Origin of the sequence: Desulfonispora thiosulfatigenes DSM 11270, assembly GCF_900176035.1 — a bacterium.
Lineage (GTDB): Bacteria > Bacillota > Peptococcia > Peptococcales > Desulfonisporaceae > Desulfonispora > Desulfonispora thiosulfatigenes.
Map to the genome: position 1 here is coordinate 95,564 of NZ_FWWT01000014.1, position 17,970 is coordinate 113,533.

Annotated in this window: 9 protein-coding genes; 5 read left to right on the forward strand and 4 right to left on the reverse strand. The window is 35.0% G+C overall.

Going from position 1 to position 17,970, the window contains the following annotated elements; genetic code table 11:
* Positions 1 to 182 precede the first annotated feature (182 nt).
* The 3 genes from B8965_RS05015 (at position 183) to B8965_RS05025 (ending at position 8,196) form a co-directional block, all read left to right on the forward strand.
* Positions 183 to 5,936, forward strand: coding sequence for an S-layer homology domain-containing protein (locus B8965_RS05015; RefSeq protein WP_084052757.1), 5,754 nt, complete (start codon positions 183 to 185; stop codon positions 5,934 to 5,936).
* Between the two features lie 230 nt (positions 5,937 to 6,166).
* Complete coding sequence (locus B8965_RS05020; RefSeq protein WP_084052758.1) at positions 6,167 to 7,105, forward strand: PDC sensor domain-containing protein; 939 nt, start codon at positions 6,167 to 6,169, stop codon at positions 7,103 to 7,105.
* Between the two features lie 92 nt (positions 7,106 to 7,197).
* Positions 7,198 to 8,196, forward strand: coding sequence for a methyl-accepting chemotaxis protein (locus B8965_RS05025; protein ID WP_084052759.1), 999 nt, complete (start codon positions 7,198 to 7,200; stop codon positions 8,194 to 8,196).
* Positions 8,197 to 8,352: 156 nt separating this feature from the next.
* Here the strand turns inward: B8965_RS05025 and B8965_RS05030 are convergent, their stop codons facing one another.
* Complete coding sequence (locus B8965_RS05030; RefSeq protein WP_084052760.1) at positions 8,353 to 10,359, reverse strand: methyl-accepting chemotaxis protein; 2,007 nt, start codon at positions 10,357 to 10,359, stop codon at positions 8,353 to 8,355.
* A gap of 250 nt (positions 10,360 to 10,609) precedes the next feature.
* Here B8965_RS05030 and B8965_RS05035 point away from each other — a divergent pair, with 250 nt between their 5' ends.
* Positions 10,610 to 12,346 carry a methyl-accepting chemotaxis protein gene (locus B8965_RS05035; protein WP_084052761.1) on the forward strand — a complete coding sequence of 579 codons (1,737 nt, stop codon included), beginning with the start codon at positions 10,610 to 10,612 and terminating at the stop codon, positions 12,344 to 12,346.
* Between the two features lie 188 nt (positions 12,347 to 12,534).
* Here the strand turns inward: B8965_RS05035 and B8965_RS05040 are convergent, their stop codons facing one another.
* On the reverse strand, positions 12,535 to 13,974 hold the full coding sequence (locus B8965_RS05040; protein WP_084052762.1) for an NAD-dependent succinate-semialdehyde dehydrogenase: 1,440 nt from the start codon (positions 13,972 to 13,974) through the stop codon (positions 12,535 to 12,537).
* 293 nt (positions 13,975 to 14,267) lie between these two features.
* Here B8965_RS05040 and B8965_RS05045 point away from each other — a divergent pair, with 293 nt between their 5' ends.
* Positions 14,268 to 15,281, forward strand: a complete 1,014-nt coding sequence (locus B8965_RS05045; protein WP_084052763.1) for a stalk domain-containing protein — start codon at positions 14,268 to 14,270, stop codon at positions 15,279 to 15,281.
* A gap of 105 nt (positions 15,282 to 15,386) precedes the next feature.
* Here B8965_RS05045 and B8965_RS05050 read toward each other — a convergent pair whose 3' ends face one another.
* A complete protein-coding gene (locus B8965_RS05050; RefSeq protein WP_084052764.1) occupies positions 15,387 to 17,261 on the reverse strand; it encodes a putative bifunctional diguanylate cyclase/phosphodiesterase in 1,875 nt (624 codons plus the stop codon).
* Between the two features lie 265 nt (positions 17,262 to 17,526).
* Positions 17,527 to 17,970, reverse strand: a 444-nt coding sequence (locus tag B8965_RS05055) for an IS3 family transposase (protein WP_143334222.1), incomplete at its 5' end; no start/stop codon positions are given.

Sequence of the window (17,970 nt, forward strand, 5' to 3'; positions counted from 1 at the left end):
ATAGTCCTACCCTTTTTGTGTAGGATGTTTTTTATAAAACTACCCTTTTTATGTGTAGGTGAATTTATTAAATAAATATATAGTTAATAAATAATAAACATTTAAAGAAGGAGGGGGCTAAAAGAAGGGGTAAATTTCCAAAAAAAAGGTAAGTTATCTTAATAATAAGAGGAGGGAATAAAGTGGACCTAAAAATTAGAAATTTTAAAAGAGCTTTATCAGTAGCTATTATATTTTTCATGATATTAACAATGATACCACTAGAAGCTTCTGCATTTACGTTATCAGATATAAGTAATCATTGGGCAAAAAATACTATTAATCAATGGATCGATAAGAATTTGGTAAATGGATATCCAGATGGTACTTTTAGACCTGATAAAAGTATTACAAGAGCTGAATTTATGGCACTAGTGAATAAATCTTTTGGTTTTACAAATGAGGTTAATATAGATTATGTTGATGTACCAAAAGATGCTTGGTATCAAAGTACAGTAGCAAGAGCAAAGGCAGCTGGGTATATTGGAGGTTATCCAGATGCTTCGATGAGGCCTGAAAATTTAATTAGTAGACAAGAAGCGGCTAGTATTGTTGCTAAAATTAAGGGATTGAATCATGACTTAAATGCAGCTAATATCTTTAGCGATAGTAATGATATAGCGAACTGGAGTAAAGGAGCCGTAGGAGCAACAGTAGAATCTGGTTATATTGGAGGTTATCCAGATAAAACCTTCAAACCACTAGGTAATATAACTAGAGCAGAATCTTTAGTAGTATTAAATAGAGCAGCTTTTAATGATGGCAATATAAAAGAGATAAAAGTATTTGATAAAAAAGGTACATATGGTTTAGAGAATGAAGTAGAAGTTATTAATAGTAATGTAAGTGTAAAAGCTGATGGCGTTATTCTTCAAAATTTGCACATCAAAGGAAATTTAATTATTGCTGATGAAGTAGGAGATGGAGATGTTACATTAAATAATATTACTGTCGATGGAGATACCTTTGTACGTGGTGGAGGTAAAGATAGTATCCATATTAATGGAGGAAGCTATAACAAAATTATAGTAGAAGAAACCCCAGGTAAAAAAATCCGCATTGTATCAAAAAATGCAAAAAACATTAACGTAGTTATATCTAAGTATGCAGCAAATGAGAGTATAATTCTTGAAGGAACATTTGAAAATGTTCAAATAGAAGCAGATAATGCTGAAATTAAAACACAAAATGATACTATAATCAAAAAAATGATTGTGGCATCTAAAGTAAAAGGTAGCAAGATTACCATTAATAAAAATACTAGAGTAGAAGAAATGGTGATAGAAGCAGGTATAAAAATCAAAGGTCAAGGTATCATTGCTAAAGCAGTAGTAAAAGCAGATAATGTTATATATGAAAAGGCACCTCAACAGCAAAGTATAGATTCAAAAGTCAAAATAGAACCAGTAGTATCACAAGTCGCAGCAGGTAGTGGAGTAAGTGGTGGAGGAAGTAGCGGTGGTAGCAGTACAGATTTTGTAAGTGCTATTAATATCGCAACAACACCTGATATTTCAGGAGGCGTAGATAATGATGCTGTGGTTACAGTAACATTAACAACAGCGACATCTGGCGCAGATATTTATTACACTATAGATGGAACAAATCCGGCAACAAGTGCATCAAAAGTCTTATATGATACTGCTAATAAGCCTATGATAAAAACGGAAAACATAGCAGGTGAAACTATTACTATAAAAGCTATCGGAATTAAGACTGGCTATACTAATTCGGCAGTGGCTGAAAAGGAAATAGTGTTTAACGCAGCAAGTATATCCATAACTGCAATAAGAGTTAGTAGCAATCCAGCTAAGATTACTTACTATGAAGGGGAATCCCTTGATCTTACAGGATTACAAGTTGAGTTAACATACAGTGATACTTCGAAGGAAAATGTAGTATTGGGTGAATTTGCTGCCAAAGGAATTACCACAAACCCTGTAAACGGAAGCTCTTTAACCGTAGCTGAACACAACGATAAACCCATAGTGGTAATCTGTAATGGTAAGTTAGCTGAAAGCGGTGACAAGTTAAGAGTCTTGGCAGCAGCAATGCCAGTAACCAGCATAAGTTTAAATAAATCATCACTTGAGCTGGTTGCCGGAGGAAATGAAACTTTAACAGCAACAGTAGTACCTGCTAATGCAACTAATAAAAGTGTTACTTGGTCTTCAGATAATTCCGCTGTAGCAACAGTAGATCAAACAGGGAAAGTAACAGCAGTGGCAGCAGGAACTGCAACTATTACGGTTACCACGGTAGAGGGGAGTTTTACTGCTGAATGCGTTGTAACTGTAACTCCTTCAGAATTTGCCGGAGGTGATGGCGCACCTGGCAATCCTTACCAGATTGAAACTGCGGAGCAATTAAATAATGTTAGAAATCACCTTGATAAATACTATATCTTAACGGATGACATTGATTTGTTATCGTATGCTAGTTGGGTTCCTATCGGGAATGTTTACGCAAGCCCGTTCTATGGCAGTTTTGATGGAAATGGCCACACAATTAGCAATCTGAAAATAACATCATCTGATGGTTTAAGAATGTTTGGCTTGTTTGGGTATGTAATAGATGCTACCATAAAAAACCTGCAAATCAGGGATGCTTATGTGGTACCTTCTCATTCATATGAACAACAGGTGGGAATACTGGCTGGTTATACCGCAAGGACAACGATTTCTAACTGCTCAACCTCAGGAATCGTAGGGGGTTCTGCTACTTATATGACGGCTTTTCATATTGGAGGGTTAGTGGGACAAATTACTAATGAAACTGTTGTTGATAGTAGTTTTTCTAGGGCTAATGTTATTAGTTCAGGTAGCGGTTTAATAGATGATGCCCAGCCAGATACCATTATTAAAAATTCTTATTCGTCAGGAACAGTTAGTGATGGAGCAGGTTTTGTTCGCAGTATTTCTGGAACAGTAGAGAACTGCTATACGATTGCAACTGTTAGTTATGGAAATCTATTTGCATCATATATAAGTGATAATAATAATGTTACAGGTTGCTATTATCAAAACATAGCAGGGGGACCGGAAGCGGTAGGCAGTGGTTCTGTTACAGGTATAATAGGAGTAGACGAAGTAGACATGAAAAAACAAAGCACATTCATGGGCTGGGATTTTGTTAATATCTGGGGAATAAACCCTGATAAAAATGAAGGATATCCATTCCTAAGGTGGCAAGGCTATGAGCCTATTCTAGATGTAACAAAACCAGTAACTGGGGTAAGTTTAAATAAATTATCACTTGAGTTGGTTGTAGGAGGAAATGAAACTTTAATAGCAACAGTAGCACCTGCTGATGCAAGTAATAAAGGTGTTGTTTGGTCTTCAGATAATTCTAATGTAGCAACAGTAGACTCAAACGGAGAAGTAACAGCAGTATCGGGGGGAACGGTAAATATTACAGTTGCCACAGTAGATGGTGGAAAAACAGCGACTTGTGTGGTTCATGTAAAGAGTACAGATGCAACATTAAGCGACTTAACTGTAAATGGAACCACAGTAGAAGGCTTTGCAGCTGCAACACTAGCATATAATATTGAGTTTGCAATAGGAACAACAGAAGTTCCTATTGTAGAAGCGACAGTAAATAATACAGGTAAAGCTAATGCAATAGTAACCCACGCAGAAAGTTTACCAGGAACCACAACAGTAGTAGTAACAGCTGAAGATGGAACTACTACAATGACATATACAATAAATTTCACAGTAGAAAAAGAACCTTTATCCGTAACGGTAACAAAAGCTGTAAACGCACCAATTGCGATTCCTGAGATCCCAACTATACAGTATCTGTCGAATCAGAATCAAGTTACTGTAGAACAAATAGGTAACTCCGTTACTATTTCAGGTTCATTGGGTGCACTGGTGTCTTATGCTCAGCCGGGTCAAGAAGACAACCATAAATATGTTGTGCTTTTAGTGGAGACTGGTGAGGCAAGCGTTGAGGGCATATCTTATAATGGTGTAGAGATGGATATTACTGCCGAGAGATATTATAATGGAAAATTTGGAGGTATTGAGGAAGGAACCTTTGTTCAATGGATCAAGGCGGATGAAGTAGTTAATACACCAATGATCTTTAACCTCTCCAAGGCAGGAAAGACTGATACAGAAATAACTATTAGTTTTAAAGATATTCCATTAACTTTAGAAGGCATAGCAATCACAACACCAGCAAAAACAGAATATAAAGTTGGTGAAACGCTTGATATTACCGGTATGGTAGTAACAGGGACATATAGTGATTCTAGCACTAAAGAAGAAACAATCACAGTAGATAATGTAACAGGATTTGACAGTTCAGCAGTAATAGCGGAACAAACACTGACCATAACGGTTGGTGGCAAGACGACGAGTTATACTATCTCAGTAGTTAAAGCAGATGGACCAGCATTAACTGGTGTTACAGCAGATGATAATGAAAACACCTTAACAGGAATCACCGAAGCTATGGAGTTTTCAACAAATGGAACAGACTGGACAAAATATAATGGATCCAACCTGCCTGATTTAACAGGTACAGTAGCATTACAGGTGAGGGTAGCAGCAACGGAAACACATACAGCAGGAGCAACTACAACCTTTAACTTTACAGTAGGAGCAAGTGTATCAAGCATAATAGCAACTAATGGAACTGTAACAATCACTTTGGCTGAAAAGCCAAAAGAAGCACCGGTAGAAGGTGACTTCACAGCAACAGCTACTATTGATGGTGGAAGTGCAGAATCATTGGCTTTAACAAATTTCGTTTACGATGGTAATGTGACTGTAACTTATACCTTTAATCCGATCGCTCAAACTGAATCGGAGCAAAGTGTATTAGTAGCAGTAACACTAGCCGGAAATGAAACAGTAGCACCAGCATATACTGTAGAGGCTTTGGTATTAGGGATAATAGGAAACCTACTTGATGCTGATAGTGGTGCTAACCTTACGGGAGTGCTTTATACAAGAGACAGCAGCATCTATTATAACCAAGTAGACACTACTGGCACATGGGGAACAGAAACATTAATCGGCACAAGCACAGAGGGTAGCCTGGATGTTGATAGTACAGGTAATCCTCACGTAGCCTACACTACAGCCGGCAAAATCGGTTATAGGATGTATGACGGAAGCAATTGGACAGATGAAGTGTTGATTGAAAGCAATAATGCTGGTTCCTGCTCTAAACCGGATATTGCGGTAGATGGTAGTGGATATGCTCATATAACTTATACCGATACAATGGGCAATACCGGTGACGACTATGATAAACCAGATATTATGTATGCTACTAACAAATCGGGTTCTTTCGTTAAGGAATTAACTTTTAACGGAAATGGAACTTATAATTTTAGCAACAAGGTTGATTATACTTACTATAATAATGGTAAGCCCTATGGTTCTGTTATTGTTGTTACAGGTAGTGGAGATTATTATATTGTATCGCAAAAATCCCATCGGGAGAATACAGGACAAGTTTATAACACGTATTCATTAGTTGTTAAATCTAACCTTGCTGAAGGAAGTATAGAAGGATTATCTTCTGATGTCTACAACATCTACGACCTAACCTCCGGTGGGGGTAAAGTAGTAGCTCTTTATGGTCATAGTGGCTCCAAAACCGCCGAATTAACGATAAACGGGGCAACTATCACATTTGACAACGCAACAACACTTCCTGGCGGATCAGTTAACTCTGTTGCTACTGATGGTAGCGATATCGTAGTCGGCGGGGTAATCGATGGCAAGTTGCAAACTTTCTACAATGGAGCAGTAAGTGTTTATAATGATAATATAGTTAAGAATGGAACAAAAGTGTCGGTAGAGTATGTCAATACTAAATTCTATGCTATCTACACTGATAACTATGATGGAAGAATTAAGGTGGTGGAAATCTAAACACCTTAATACGGACTGACTTTTTGTCTAACCCTCAAATAAGACTCGGAAGTAACTAAAACCCCATGGGAAAAGCAAATAATTTTGCTCTCTCATGAGGGTTTTTTCTTATTAAGATATAAATTTTATGGATCAATGGAAATAATATACCTAATATCTCCATATTTGACATGCTTTTTATGACACCAATAAGGATAATATTGATATATATTGTCACAATATGAAACTTTATGGGTTTTGTTGACCTTTATTCTAACAGTTACGACCAGGCAGTTAATCTTTCAAAAGAGGTATCGAAGGGTTACGCAAATAAAATTTCTGGAGAAATTGATGTAGCAAATGCAACACTTAATGGTATTTATAACTCAATTTTATTTGCCAAAGAAAGCGGGACATTAAATAGAGAACAAGTTATAAATCTATTAAAAACATCTTTAGAAAAAACGCCTTCTTTAGTAGCGGTTTATACATTATGGGAACCTAATGCATTTGACGGAAAAGACAATGATTATGTTAATAAAGAAGGGCACGATGTAACAGGAAGACTTCTTCCATATGTGTCAAAATCCAATGACCAAACTTCTGTTATACCACTTGTAGATTATGATAAAGAGGGAGCAGGGGATTATTATTTAATACCTAAAAAAACTAAAAAAACATCATTAATTGAACCGTATATGTACAAAGTTAATGGCAAGGATATATTAATAACTTCTCTTACAATGCCTATTATAGATAATAATGGAAACTTCATCGGAATTGTTGGGGCAGATATATCCCTTGATGCAATACAAGGTATTGTAAATAATGCTAAACCTATGGGGGGATACGCAGAAATAATTACAGGTAATGGAACAATTGTAGCAAATGGTGCAAACCAAGACTTAGTAACAGAAAATTTTATTTCACTTGATAAATCTAATGAAGATATTGTAAATAAAATTGCAAATCATGAAGAATTTATTAAAACATCAAAATCATCATCTACAGGAGATATAAGTCTTAGAGTTTATGAACCTATTTTAGCTAATGGAGTAGACGCTAATTGGTCTTTCGGTTCTACTATTCCAAATAAAAATGTATATGAACAGTATAATAAATTACTAAAAATCACATTACCTATATTAATCATTGTTGTACTGATTATAATTGCAGTTATGTTTTTTTAATAAAAAGATCTATTAAACCAGTAGTTTTAGTATCAGATCACTTAACATTTTTATCAGATGCAGATTTTACAAAAGAGCTTCCACCTGAATTAATGGAGATGGAAGATGAAATAGGAACCTTATCAAATTCAGTCTGTAAGATGCAGGAATCCATTAAGGATATAATTAAAAATGTTAAAATGGAATCAGAAAATGTTAGTGGTGCAATAGCTACAGCAGGAGGTTTAATCGTTACTCTTAATTCACATATAGAGGATGTTTCAGCGACAACAGAACAATTATCAGCAGGTATGGAAGAAACAGCAGCCTCATCAGAGGAAATGAGCGCCTCATCATCAGAAATTGAAAGCGCAGTAGAATCTGTTGCATCTAAAGCAGAACAAGGTTCAATTGCTTCAAAGGAAATTAGCAATCGTGCAGAGGAATTAAAATTAAACGCATTATCCTCTCAAAAAAGTGTAAATGAAATATGTACATCTACAAATGAGAAATTAAAGGCTGCCTTAAAGCAGTCAAAAGCAGTAGAAGATATAAATGTGTTATCTAACGCTATATTAGATATTACAGCACAAACAAATTTACTTGCACTTAATGCAGCCATTGAAGCAGCAAGGGCAGGTGAAGCTGGAAGAGGTTTCTCAGTAGTAGCTGATGAAATAAGGAAATTAGCAGAGGAATCTAAGAATACAGCAAGTGAAATTCAAAATATAACTGGTACAGTAATATCATCAGTTCAGAATCTTGCCACAAGCTCTGAAGATATATTGGAATTTATTAATAATCAGGTAATGAAAGATTACGATATATTAGTTCAAACTGGGGAGCAATATAGTAAGGATGCTGAATTTATAGACAACTTGGTTTCTGATTTTAGTACAACCTGTAAGGAACTTTTATCATCTATCCAAAGTATTATGCAAGCTATAAACGGTGTTGCATTAGCAGCTAATGATGGAGCATCTGGCACAACAAATATTGCTCATAAGTCAACTATTGCTGTTGAAAAGTCTAATGAAGTTTCACAACAAACAAAAAGAGTTGAGGAAATTTCACAGAAACTTATTGATATGGTTTCTTCATTTAAAGTATAGAAAATTTATATTAATTTAAAATTGTATTGATTAAACAGTATCATAAGTAAATTTTTTTGACATAAAATTGATAGAAGCGATAAACAAACTATATGTATATAGCATGTTTATCGCTTTTATTTTTAGAGTTTCTATCAAATTATGATTTTTCTGTATTTAAATTTTAAACCGTGCCATAATATTAGTTAATTCATTAGACATATTTTTAAGCTTATCAGAGGCTTCGTTAATTTCTCCCATGGCAGCTGAGGTATCTTCGGTTCCTTTAGCGATTTGAGTAGCTCCTTCTGCACTTTGTTCAATGGTTTGAGCCACATCATTAATAGAAGTAGTTACTTCATTAACTGCATTTAATACTTCTTCACTCATTTGGGTAGTGTAATTTGTTAAATCAAAGAAAACATGAGCATCATTCTTGTATTGCTGGGCTGTTTCAGCAAATTTCTGATAATCTCTATCTACATCAGTGGCTAAGAAGCGTAATAACTCATTAGCATCATCAATCAAAGCATAGATATTAGTCTGTACTTGCCTCGTTAAGTTTTGAATATTTGTTACAGTTTCTTTAGAATCAGTGGCAAGTTTACGTACTTCATCAGCAACAACGGCAAAGCCTCGACCTTGTTCTCCTGCTCTAGCTGCTTCAATGGCTGCATTTAAGGCTAAAAGGTTAGTTTGTTCAGAGATAGCTGCAATTTGATTAGCCATATTAGAAATTTCATTGACGATTTTAGCCTTTTCGATACCATTTTTAAGTCTTTTATCTAAATCTACATGAATATCAGTGGCCTTTTGTTGATTTGCAATAACTTCACTTTCAATATTTGTTGCTTTGTCCTCAATTTCTTTAGCTGTCTGATTACCAGTTTTCATATTTTCTAGTAGCTGAGCAGCAGAAGCATCCATTTGCTGACTAGAGGCTGATATTTGTTCACTTGAAGCAGATACTTCTTCTAAGCTAGCAGAAATTTCTTCCGTAGAGGCTGATACCTCTTGCATATTAGCTGCTGAATTTTGGGAGATAACGGATAATTCTGTACTTGATAGAGCTAAGTTTTCCGCAGAATTATTAATTGCCCCAATTGCTTTACGGAAATTATCGCTTAAAATGTTAAAGGCCTTAGTAAGATCACCAATCTCATCTTCACGATTTAAATATTTTTCTGGTACATTATGCGTTAAATCACCGGAAGCCATTATCATGGCATGTTTACTTGATTCCACGATAGGTTTTGAAATTAATCTGCCCAGAATTAGCGCGGCTCCAATACCGAAAATAACATAGAACAAGGCAGTCAAAGTTATGATTATACGGAGACTAGTTAAACCTTGTAAAAACTCTTTTTCATTAGCTACCACACCAATAGTCCAGCCTGTTTTCGGTAAAACATCTAGACCTAAATGCATAATATTATCATTATATTTATAGCTAGTTACGCCAGCCTTTCCAAGACCAATCTTATCAATAGCTAAGGCCCAATCTTTTAGTTCATTCTCTCCATTAAGTCCTGTATTTACCCCTTTTTGTTCTAAAATATAGTCGACTTTTGGATGAGCCATAAAATTACCTGTACTACTAAGTAAATAAGCATATCCACTTTTCCCAAAGCCCATTTCAGCAATAAGTGTATTTAAAGCATCCCCAGGTTGACGCGCAACTAATACTCCACCCACATTGCCCGTAGCGTCATAAATTGGGGCAGCATACATTAAAACTGCGGAATTAGTTACTCTACTAATAATTATATCAGAAACATTTCCTTCACCTTTAAAGGCTTTGATAACATAATCTCTATCTCCTAAATTAGCCTCTGAACCATCAGAATAAAGGGTTGTCCCATCAGGATAAACTACCCCCATCCCTAGGTATCCTCGACTTTTTAGCCTTTCTAGTTCTTCTTGTAATAAGGGCTGTTGATCTTGCCAATTCATCGTTTTCATCAATTTACGATTAGCAATCGTTTCTAGGGTTTCTATATTGCCAATTATAGTGGAATCCACACTTTTAGCATCGGCTTCTGCTAAATGTGTTAATGATTTTTCAGCTTCCTCTATTGTGGCCTTAGCCGAATGATAATAAGCCGTCATTCCAAGGCCTAGCGAGGTAACAAGCACAATAACCCCAATATATAAGGCCATTTTCTGTCCTAATTTTAACTTCATTATGAAACCTCCTTTATGTATAAAATGATTTTAGGTTCATTGTATCATAATGCTTAAGGATATTTAGCATATTCTGAGTATTTTTGACTATAAACTTTTTTATTGTTTAAAATATATCCTAGCATATTACGCTAATTTTCAACGTAATTCTTTTAATTTTGAGATTTATGTTATTATTTCTAAACCTCTTTTATTTCTGCTGCATATTATAACTAAGAAGCGTAATTAAACAGAAGGAAGGGGTTTAGACATGTTTAAGAAAATCAAGTTAAAAAACTTAACGATAATTATTTCTTTCGTGATGGTTTTAGTGATTGGTTTAGCAGGAGTTGTTGCCATTACAGGGGCAAATACGATTAATGAAAATGTAGATGAAATTTATAATAATAGCTTAAAGGCTACGGAATTAGTGTTACAGGTCAAAGGCAATGTCCAAGATATTAGGGCAAACTTGAATTTATTAGTGTATGAAGAAAATCCAGAAAAGCAACAAGAATTAATTCAGGTAAATAATGATTTACTAGAACAAGATAATCAGATGTTAGCCGCATATGAAGCCATACCTTATGAATGGGTTGATGGAGAACGAGCTGCTTTTGATGCTTTAAAGGGAAATTTGGCAATTTGGCGTGAAATAATGGATAAGCAGATTATAGCAAATATGGAAGCAGGCAATGCACAATTAGCTAGAGAAGCGTTACCTGAATTAATTGAAGCCAGAAAACAGGTCATGGTGGAAATGGATAAATTAGTGGACTTAAGTATGAAAAAGGCGGAGCAAACATACCTTGCCAGTGAAAAAACTTATGCAGGGGTTGTTAAGCTAATAATTGTATTTTTAGTTTTAGGTCTAAGCGTAGGTTTAGGATTAGGGTTAATCGTGCGCAAGGCTATCTTAAAACCACTGGAAACTATCTCTAAAATCCTCAAAAGACTCGCTAGTTATGACTTACACTTTGATGAAGAAAATAAAGATGAAATGGCTTTACTAGAGTATAAAAATGAAATCGGTGACTTGGGAGAAAATCTAGCTACCGTACAAAAGGAATTAATCTTTATGGTTCAAGAATTAGGCACTAGTATCGAAGATTTAAGTGCTAAAAGTGAAGAATTATCCGCTTCCTCCGAAGAAATTTTGGCTCAATTAGAGGATGTTACTAAATCTAGTGAAGATATCAGTAAGGAAACACAAAATACAAGTGCTGCTACCGAGGAATTATTAGCTTCTGTGGAAGAAGTGACCTCAAGTATCGAAGGACTCGCAAGTAAGGCAGAAGAAGGTAGTAATAATGCCGTGAAATTTAAAGAACGAGCAAGTAAAGTAGAAAAGGACGGTCAAAATGCATTTGATAATGTAAAGGTTATTTATACAGAAAAAGAAGAAAAAATATTACAGGCTATGCAAAAGGTGAAGGTTGTGGAAGAAGTCAAGGTTATGGCAGAAACTATTGCTAATATCGCAGATCAAACCAATCTATTAGCTTTAAACGCTGCAATAGAGGCGGCTAGGGCTGGAGAAGCAGGTAAAGGATTTTCTGTAGTAGCTGATGAAATTAGAAAGTTAGCTGAACAATCAGGTACTGCTGTAGATAAAATTAAAGAAGTAATTGTCGAAGTTCAAGATGCCTTTGCTAATATTTCTGATAATAGTAATGAAATCTTAAACTTTATGAAAGGCGATATCACGATGCAATTAGAGAACTTTGTAAAAGCAGGTGGCCAGTATTATGAGGATGCTGATTATGTAAATAATCTCTCTGAACAGCTAGCGCAAATGACTGCAGAAATTAATACGACTATTAGTCAAGTAAGTACAGTTGTCCAAAATATAACTCATGGAGCTCAGGATGTAGCTGATAAATCAGGTGCAATCCTTGATAATGTAAGTGAAAATACTAATGGTATGTTACAAATAGCTGCGACTGCCCAAGATCAAGCAAATATGGCACAAAAATTAAATGAAATAGTCCAAAAGTTTAAGCTTTAAGTAAGAGAGATAGCACCAGATATTGCTCTTTGATTTTAAATACTGGTCTATCACAGCTTTATTCATAAATTAGGCAAGAATATAAATTAGTTTACCTCCCCAAAAAAAGGCTAGCCTTTAAGCAAAGTGTTCTTGAGATAGTTCACTTTGTAAGGCTAGCTTTTTATATAAAGGGGGATTCCTTAATATTATAGGCCAATTGAGATATATTTAATCTCTAAAAATTCTTTTATTCCAAAATGTCCACCTTCTCTTCCGATCCCACTTTCTTTAAACCCACCAAAAGGAGCCTGTGCAATGGACGGACGACCATCATTTAAGCCAACGATACCATACTCTAGACCTTCACTTACTCTAATTCCACGAGATAAGTTTTCAGTAAATAAATAAGCAGCTAAGCCATAATTAGTATCATTAGCAAAACGTAGTGCTTCTTCTTCGGTTTTAAAGGTTGCAACAGGCACAACTGGACCAAAGGTTTCATCAGACATAATATGCATATTATTTGTAATATTTGAAAGTACAGTAGGCTCATAAAAATATCCTGCATCTTCATGGTCGCTTTTATGACTTCCAGTTCCGCCAGTTTCGATCTTAGCACCCATGGCAACAGCAGACTGCACTTGCTCATCTACTTTTTGATAACCTTCTCTATTAACCATTGGTCCTAGATCCACATCTTCAGAGAAGCCATCGCCAACTTTTAATTCTTTCACTTTTGCTACTAGTTTTTCAATAAATTTATCTTTAATGCTTTCTTGGACATAAATTCGATTGGTTGCTACGCAAACTTGACCACAATTTCTAAACTTTGAAGCAATGCTACCTTCTACTGCTTTATCTAAGTCCGCATCTTCAAAAACAAGTAAAGGAGCATGACCACCTAGTTCCATGGAAACATTTTTTACAGTTTTAGCTGCATCTGCGATCAATTTCTTGCCGACTTCTGTTGATCCTGTAAAGGTAATCTTCCTCACTCTACTATCATTCATCAGTGCAGTTCCAATTTCATTAGCTGATCCCATAACCAGGTTTGCTACTCCTTTTGGTAATCCAGCTTGTTCTAATAATTCAAAAAGTTTGATTGCAGTTAAAGGTGTTTTAAAAGCAGGCTTTACAATTGCTGTGCATCCTGCTGCTAGGGCTGGGGCTATTTTTCTCGTAATCATAGCTGCTGGGAAATTCCATGGTGTTATAGCACCAATTACGCCTACAGGTTGCTTATGTACTAAAATCCTTTTATCAGAAGTTGCAGCTGGAATGGTTTCCCCATAAACCCTTTTAGCCTCTTCAGCATACCACTGGACAAAACTTGCGCCATAAAGTACTTCTCCAATGGCTTCTTTTACAGGTTTACCTTGCTCTAGAGTCATTATTTTACCAATTTCCTCTTTATTTTCTATTATCAAATTATACCATTTGTTTAAGACATCACTTCTCTGGCTTGCAGGTAGGCTAGACCAATCTTTAAAGGCATCATGAGCAGCAGTAATAGCTTCTTTAGTTTCGGCCTCTCCGCCTTTAGCCACCTGTCCAATTATTTCTCCTGTAGCTGGATTAATAACCTCGAAATATTCGTTGTTAAATGATTCTGTCCATTCTCCACCAATATACATTTTATAATTCATTTCTATCTAACCCCTCTCTAGTGTATTTGTCTTTATTATACCTTAATATGTATGCTAAAACTATTTCATTTAAGTAAATAAGTAAAAAAGTTCCAAAATATAATATCAAAATAAAGAGGGTTAAAATTAAACTTACTTCATAGAATGATGAGGTGGTCAATAAATAGCTAAAAAAAGAATGACCTAGATAATTAGAATGCGAAGTAAATTTTAGATTTCTGGAACATTTTACTTAAAGATACGTCTAACTAGATGTAGACAGATTTAACTGCAATTAAAAGGAGAGAATAAGGATGAATTTTAAAAGAACAGTAACTGGTTTCTTGTCAGTAGCTGTATTAACTGTTTCGTTAGGTACAGCGCAGGCTGCTATGATTCCAAGAGACGTAGATTTGGCTAAGCCTCTATTACCAATTAAGCAAAATGTAGGGGCGTCAGGAATTGATGATGCACAAATTAAGGCTGCATATGGCTCTTTTACGGGAACTGTGAAAGCAGTAGAAGATTTTGAAGCTATCAAGGGAGCAAAAATTGTTGCCGTAGAAAGCCAAACTGGGGGACCTGCAAATTTCATTATCAAAGAAGATACATATATAGTAGATAATTTTGATCTAAATGTAGGGGTAGAGGTTACAGGTTTTTACGATGCAAATGCACCAATGATTATGATTTATCCTCCGCAATATAATGTGGAGGTATTAGCAGAGCAAGAGCTAGGTCAATTTGTGAAGGTAGATTTGTTTGACCAAAATTTAGTTAGTTCTGATAATCAGCTTAAATTAAATATTTCTGAGAAAACAGAAGTAGTAACAAAAGATGGTAAACCATACCCAGGTACATTAGCAGATAAAAAATTAGCGGTAGTGTATGATGTAACAACTAGAAGTATCCCAGCACAAACTAATCCAATTAAAGTAATTGTTTTAGATGCAGAGGTAAAGGCGGAAATAGGTGATGTAGCAAAAATGGAGATAGTAGTAGATGAGCAAAAGCTAGCAGCACCAAAGGCTTATCTAAATGAAACTAAAACTATCATGGTTCCATTGCGTGATATCGCAGAAGCTTTAGGCTTCCCAGTGAGCTGGAATAATGATACGCAAAGTATAATTATAGGTAATGGTATCTCTTTAAAAATAGGAGATAAAAACTATATTTATTATAAAACTGCTCCAATTAAATTAGATACTGCTCCTGAATTAAAAGAAGGAACTACCTATGTACCATTAAATTTCTTTACCGAAGTAATGAAGATGAATAAGGCTGAAGTTTCTAATGATAAAATTTCCATTGAAAATGAAGTAATATAAAAAAGCAATAGATTAGTACTTGCAAATAAGCATAACATAAGCAACTTTAGGAGAGTATGAACACCCTGCAATTTGATGGGCGAACTCCTGAAGTTGCTTTTTATATTAATTTTTCATTTCTAGTAAAACCTTCTCTGCTTCTAATACTGGCAAGGGCTTAAAGAAATAGTATCCTTGCACCTGGTGACAATCTCTAGCAGCGAGGAAAAGTAGTTGTTCGTGAGTTTCTACTCCTTCAGCAATTAAATCAAGATTTAAACCTTGAGAAAGCATAATAATCATATTAATAATAGCTTCATCTGTAGGATTATTTAACATGCCATGAACAAAGGGCATTGCAATTTTCATTTTATCAATCGGCAATTGTTTCAAAAAATTTAAAGAGGAAAAATCTGTGCCGAAGTCATCAATAGTAATCGTGATTCCTAATTTTTTAAAATCTTTCAAGACGTTTACTACATAGTCTGTTTCTTTCATGGCCATATTTTCCGTTATCTCTAATTCGAGATAGCTAGAATCAAGCTGCGTTTCTGTTAAAACTTCTGATACTTGCTGGACGAGATTAGGGTTTTCAAGTTGAGCTAAAGATAAATTTACGGCAATTTTCACAGGGGGTAGCCCCTTATCTTGCCATGCTTTAGTTTGTGCGCAGGCTGTTTTTAATACCCAAATCCCAATGTGTCTAATCAGAGCAGTTTGTTCAGCTAAGGGAATAAATTTTCCAGGAGGAATAAAACCTAGCTCTGGGTGATTCCAGCGTAATAAGGCTTCAAATCCTGTTATCTTATCAGACCTTATATCTACTTGGGGCTGATAATGAAGCAAAAATTCATCATTTTCTAGGGCCGTATATAAGTAATTTGTTAATCTTAAATTTTCCTCAAGAAGGGCTCTTAAGGAAGGTGTACACATTATATATTGATTTCGACCTCGTTTTTTAGCTTGATGCATCGCTACATGTGCATTTTTGAGAATTGTTTCAGGATCATCTCCATCATCAGGATAAAGCGAAACTCCAATACTTGCCGTAATATAAAAATCTTGATTATTTAACCTCGAAGGTTTTACAAAACAATTAGTAATTTTATCTGCAATTTTATGCACTTCTCCAAGGTCTTTGATATTTGGACTCATAATAACAAATTCATCACCCCCAACTCGGCTAACGAGGTAGTTATGACCTATTATCTCTTTTAAATGAGCACCTACTTTTTTCAGTAATTCATCTCCGTAGGAATGGCCAATCGTTTCATTAACCATTTTAAAATAATCTAAATCTAAATAAAAAAGGGCGATGAATGTTCCTTTTTCTTTAGCCTCTGCTAGTTCAGACTCCATCTTTTTAAACAGAAAAAGCCTATTAGCAAGACCCGTTAAATGATCATGATAAGCAAGGGTTTGGATATACTTAACATATTTCGAATTATTTTCTATTCTAGCTACATAAATATTATTTACAGCAATAGCAATAGATCCTGCTAACAGGACAAGCCCTATTCGGACAATGTAATCAGATGCATAGATATTGACAAGTGCTGAGGGCTTGACGAGCCAAATATAAATTTGTGTTAAAAGGCCAGAGATCACGGTATAAATAATCATGATATTACTTGTAAAGCTTAGCGCAATAATAATTAGAATAAAGGGTAGTGCCCAGATTGTGACACTAGCAAACTGGACAAATTGTAAAATAATAATTGGTAGAGAGAAAAATATAATTAAGGATAGTAGGTGAGTAATAATTTTTGTATTTAGATTTAAATTAATCACAATTTGGACAAGAACGCTTAAAAATATTAAAAAAAGGCTAAATGATAGAGCCTTACTAATGCTCACACCTTCAAAGATATACTGTGAAACAAGGTATAAAAGAGAACCACACACAAAAGAAATTGAAAGGACTTTAGCAATAAATTTATTAGCCATAACATTTATATTTTTTAAATAAGTACCACTTATTTCTAGCAAGTTTTTATGCATTAGATAATTACCCCCTAATTTTAGGAAAGATAAAGCTCAATGATTAAAGGTTTTTTGACTTAGATTAATCCTGGACTATAATATCTAAAACTGTCGAAAAATTAATTTTGTATTTAATAATATGTTATGGACTTAGAGAAAAGAGTGTGCTATGTCCTGCAATCAAGAATGATAAAGGCAAAAAAATAAACACCTCACGTTATTATGAGGTGACCCCTAAAAGTTAGACTTTATTAGCGAGACAGTTTCGGCTGCCTCGCTATTTTTATGCAGCCTGAAGACTAAGTCTGTATTGCACTGGACTTAGCCATCCAAGTTTCTCTTTAATTCTCTTTTCGTTATAGTAATTTATGTATCGTTCAATTTCCGACTTCAATTCCTCATAGCTGTAATAGACGACACCATAGTAAATCTCTTGTTTAAGCAGTCCAAAGAAGTTCTCCATAACGGAATTATCATAGCAGTTACCTTTTCTAGACATACTTTGAAAAATACGTTCTTCCTTAAGCCGGTTAGAGTATGCTCTCATCTGGTAAGCCCATCCTTGATCTGAATGGAATGTTCGGCGATAAGGACAATCTGAGGTTATTTTAATGGCCTTATCTAGTGCATCCATTACGCTCTTGGCCGTAGGACGCTTAGCAATACCATAACTAATAATTTCACCATTACACATATCCATAAAAGGATCTAAATAAAGACTTGTGCA

Bases quoted from the DNA above. Each gene is read 5' to 3' on its own strand.
- B8965_RS05025 (WP_084052759.1), top strand. From the start codon at position 7,198: ATGGAGATGGAAGATGAAATAGGAACCTTATCAAATTCAGTCTGTAAG.
- B8965_RS05030 (WP_084052760.1), bottom strand. From the start codon at position 10,359: ATGAAGTTAAAATTAGGACAGAAAATGGCCTTATATATTGGGGTTATT.
- B8965_RS05045 (WP_084052763.1), top strand. From the start codon at position 14,268: ATGAATTTTAAAAGAACAGTAACTGGTTTCTTGTCAGTAGCTGTATTA.
- B8965_RS05020 (WP_084052758.1), top strand. From the start codon at position 6,167: ATGGGTTTTGTTGACCTTTATTCTAACAGTTACGACCAGGCAGTTAAT.
- B8965_RS05035 (WP_084052761.1), top strand. From the start codon at position 10,610: ATGTTTAAGAAAATCAAGTTAAAAAACTTAACGATAATTATTTCTTTC.
- B8965_RS05040 (WP_084052762.1), bottom strand. From the start codon at position 13,974: ATGAATTATAAAATGTATATTGGTGGAGAATGGACAGAATCATTTAAC.
- B8965_RS05050 (WP_084052764.1), bottom strand. From the start codon at position 17,261: ATGCATAAAAACTTGCTAGAAATAAGTGGTACTTATTTAAAAAATATA.